Below are 3,511 nucleotides of genomic sequence, written 5' to 3'. Positions count from 1 at the left end.
CTCTCTACCCCCTGCATCTCGGCGGCAGCGTGAGATGTGTATAAGTGACTGGTCGGGGGGGCTTACGCGGGCAAGCGCGGCGGGCACGCCATGGGGGCGCCGTGCGCGCTTGCAAGGCTTATATGAATAATTAATCAATCTATACAAACAATTCAATTCCGAACAAGAATGCCCTTTGCTAATGTGCGTGCATCTTTATTCGGAATGCATGGATGAAAACCGCGGTATTCGGAGACTATGACCAGGAAGCGTTGGATCGGCAGTACGACAACCAACGCTATTGCCCCCGCTTTCGGGAGATATTGGACGAAGGCGCCCGCCTGAGTCTGCAGGCGCGGCCGCTTTGTACGTCGCCCGACGTGCGTTGGGGCGAGCACCGAGATGCCCGCCTCGACATCTATCGCCCTCCCGGCGCCGGTCTTCATCCCGTGGTGGTCTACGTGCACGGCGGCGCCTGGATCGGGCAAAGCAAGGAAGAAAGTGCGTTCGCGGCACCGGCCTTCGTGCGCGACGGTTGTATGTTCGTGGCGCTCGGGTTTCCGCTGGCGTCTCAGGTCCCTTTCGCCGAAATGGTCGCGAGCGTGCGTCGGGGCGTGGCGTGGATCGTGCGCAATATCGCGCAGTACGGCGGGGATCCCTCCCGCATCGTCTTGATCGGCCACTCCTCCGGCAGTCACCTGGTCACGCAATGCCTGATCCATGACTGGAAGGCGCACGGACTGCCCACGAACGATTTCGCGGGAGCGGCGCTGGTCAGCGGACTCGGTCACCTCGAGCCCGTGCGTCTTTCCTATCGCAATAAGCGCCTGCACCTGACGCCGGAGCAAGTCCAGGAGTTTTCACTGCTGACCAATGAGCCTAGCGGGCGCACTCCTGTGATCGTGGCGGTGGCGGCCGGCGACACGGACGAATTCCGCCGGCAAAGCCGTGAAGTGGCACAGTACTGGCGCGAGCGCGACTTGCTCGTGGACGAGTTTTTGTTCGAGGGGCGCAACCATTTCGACGTCATCCTTGACCTGTGCGACAGGTCGAGCGTCTTGTATCGCGCCGTCATGAAGTTGGCGAGAGGCGGCGTGTCTTCCACCTGATAGGATCTCCATATGTCCCGCTCATTCGCCCAGGCCGCGCGCGGCCGAATGCTGTTTGCGACCGCATTGCTGTGCATTCCCGGAATCGCCGCGCAGGCGGCGGACGCCAGCTGGCCGTCGCGCCCGATCCGCGTGGTCGTACCCTTCGCGCCCGGCAACGCCGGCGACGTGACTTTCCGGATCGTGCAGAAGGAGCTCGAAGCCCGACTGGGTGCGAACTTCTACATCGATAACAAGAGCGGAGCGTCGGGCAACATAGGCGCCGAGGACGTCGTGCGGTCGGCACCGGACGGCTACACGCTGTTGTTGGGTGCGACCAACAATTTCGTCACGAACCAGTATCTGGCCACGTTGCGCTATGACCCGATCAAGGATTTGGTCCCGATTTCTGTCATCAATAACGCCCCGGCAGTCGTCGTGGTCAACGCGAATCTGCCCGCGAACAGCCTGGACGAGCTGACCGCGTACGCGAAGCAGCATCCCGGCAAGCTCAATTACGGCACGCCTGGCAGCGGAACCGCGCCGCATCTGGTCGGCGCGCTCTACGCGCAGGCTGCCGGCGTCGACATCGTGCACGTACCCTATCGTGGTGCACCGCCTGCCGTGCAGGCGCTGGTCGCGGGGGATGTCCAGATTTTTTTTGCCGCAGCAGGCATCAGCACCGTGGCGGGCCATATCGCCAGCGGCAGGCTCAAGGCGCTGGCCGTTGCCTCGCCCAGGCGACTGCCCGCGCTGCCTGAGGTGAAGACCACCGCCGAGCAGGGCATGCCTGCCCTTGTGGCTGGCAACTGGTGGGGGCTGGCGGCCCCGGTGGGCACGGATCCGGCCATCGTCCAGAAGCTGGCCGATGCGGTCAAGGCCGCCGTCTCCAAGCCGGAGATCGTGCAGCAGTTCGAGAAATTGGGCGTGACGCCGGTCGGCAACAGCCCGGAAGAGTTCGGCGCCCAGATCACGCGCGAGGCGGCGACCTGGAAAGCCACCATCGAGAAGGCCGGCATCCGGGCGGAATAGCGCGCTGACGCGGCAGCGTCGCAACGCGGGGCGCTAGGTCTGGCAAACTATGGCAGCCCAAACCACCCGTCGCGGCGCCGCCCATGATCCTGCCCATCGCCCTTTCTCTTCTTGCCGCATTCACGTTCGCGGCAAACAACGCCACCCTTCGCCGCGGGGTGGTCGGGGGCACGCTGGCGCAGGCGATGGTCGTCACCTTGCTGCTCGGGGCAGCGCTGGTCTGGATCGCTACGTTGGCGACTGGGGGGATGCGTGAACTTCGCGCCTTCCCCTTGAGCTCTGTGCTGTATTTCTCCGCAGCCGGACTGCTGCATTTCGGCTTTGGGCGCTACTGCAATTACCGCGCGACACGCGCCATGGGCGCTGTCCTTGTCGGCCCTGTCCAGCAGACGAGCGTCTTGATGACGCTGGTATTGGCCGTCGTCCTGCTCGGCGAGCGGCTCAACGCCTTGCACCTGGGGGGCATCGCGCTGATCCTGGCTGCCCCCATGCTAGGCGCGCGGGGGCACGGTCCTTTCTCGCTGCGGCGATTCAGGCGGGTGCCAGGCGAGCCCCCGGCGCCTGCCAAGGCGCAGCCTGCGGGCAATGCCTTCCAACCCAAGCTCGGCGAAGGGTATCTGTTCGCCATTCTCTCCGCGCTGGCATATGGGTCCAGCCCCATCCTCGTCCGCCAGGGCATGGTGGAAGGCAGCGGCATGGCCGGCGGACTGGCTGGTGCTGCCGTTGCCTATACCACCGCGACGTTGGCCGTGCTGCTCATCGTCGCTTTCCAGGGCGGCTTGGCACGTTCGGTGACCATGCCGCGTTCGACCCTGGGGTGGTATTCCGTCGCCGGCCTGATGGCGGCGGCATCGCAGATATTCGTCTACATGGCGCTTGCCCTGGCTCCCGCGTCGATCGTGACGCCTATCCAACGCACGTCGCTGGTCATGCGGGTATGGCTGGCGCGCTGGCTCAATCCCGACCTGGAATCTTTCGACGGGCCGGTGCTGCTGGCGACCGTGCTCTCGCTGATCGGTGCGGCGGCGCTGGCGGCCGATCCGGCCTGGTTCGGGATCACGTAACGGGCGGGTAGCCCGCCATCCCTAAGTACTAAGCCATACGCCCGACTTATCCGCGGCGGCGAATGCTTCCATAATCATGACGCGTGAGAACCGCATACGTCCTGACAGGGGAAGCGGTGTTCAGGTTCACCGCTCTGGAAGCGACCCTCCTTGAATCGGTAGACACGGTTGAATCGCTCAACCCTTTCGCTGCTCGTGAGGCGGGTCATTCTGAGTCCGCCCCATTTAGCCCCCCTCGCGGGGGCTTTATTTTGGTTCATCGCAGAATAACGTGGAGCGATCCGAATAGATTTCGTACTCTTGAGGCCGGTTTGAGGCGTTCAGAAGAGGTTGACGATGCTGGATCGC

At 64.0% G+C, this 3,511-nt stretch carries 3 protein-coding genes; all 3 read left to right on the top strand.

Annotated features, from left to right (window positions below; genetic code table 11):
• Nucleotides 1–212: 212 nt before the first annotated feature.
• The 3 genes from IRZ12_RS16605 to IRZ12_RS16595 all read left to right on the top strand — a co-directional run bounded on the left by IRZ12_RS16605 (nucleotide 213) and on the right by IRZ12_RS16595 (nucleotide 3,163).
• Nucleotides 213–1,088: an alpha/beta hydrolase gene (locus IRZ12_RS16605; RefSeq protein ID WP_296470891.1), complete on the top strand. Its 876-nt coding sequence runs from the start codon at nucleotides 213–215 to the stop codon at nucleotides 1,086–1,088.
• A 12-nt stretch (nucleotides 1,089–1,100) separates the two neighbouring features.
• Nucleotides 1,101–2,099, top strand: coding sequence for a tripartite tricarboxylate transporter substrate binding protein (locus IRZ12_RS16600; RefSeq protein WP_296470888.1), 999 nt, complete (start codon nucleotides 1,101–1,103; stop codon nucleotides 2,097–2,099).
• A gap of 83 nt (nucleotides 2,100–2,182) precedes the next feature.
• Nucleotides 2,183–3,163 (top strand): EamA family transporter, encoded by a 981-nt coding sequence (locus tag IRZ12_RS16595; protein WP_296470885.1) that lies wholly within the window; start codon nucleotides 2,183–2,185, stop codon nucleotides 3,161–3,163.
• Nucleotides 3,164–3,511: the final 348 nt, after the last annotated feature.

Source organism: Pigmentiphaga sp. (assembly GCF_019689535.1).
Classification (GTDB): Bacteria; Pseudomonadota; Gammaproteobacteria; order Burkholderiales; family Burkholderiaceae_B; genus Pigmentiphaga.
This window is presented reverse-complemented; position numbering and strand designations above follow the sequence as displayed.

Excerpts from the sequence above, each read along its gene's own strand:
- IRZ12_RS16605 (WP_296470891.1), top strand. The coding sequence starts at position 213 with ATGAAAACCGCGGTATTCGGAGACTATGACCAGGAAGCGTTGGATCGG.
- IRZ12_RS16600 (WP_296470888.1), top strand. The coding sequence starts at position 1,101 with ATGTCCCGCTCATTCGCCCAGGCCGCGCGCGGCCGAATGCTGTTTGCG.
- IRZ12_RS16595 (WP_296470885.1), top strand. The coding sequence starts at position 2,183 with ATGATCCTGCCCATCGCCCTTTCTCTTCTTGCCGCATTCACGTTCGCG.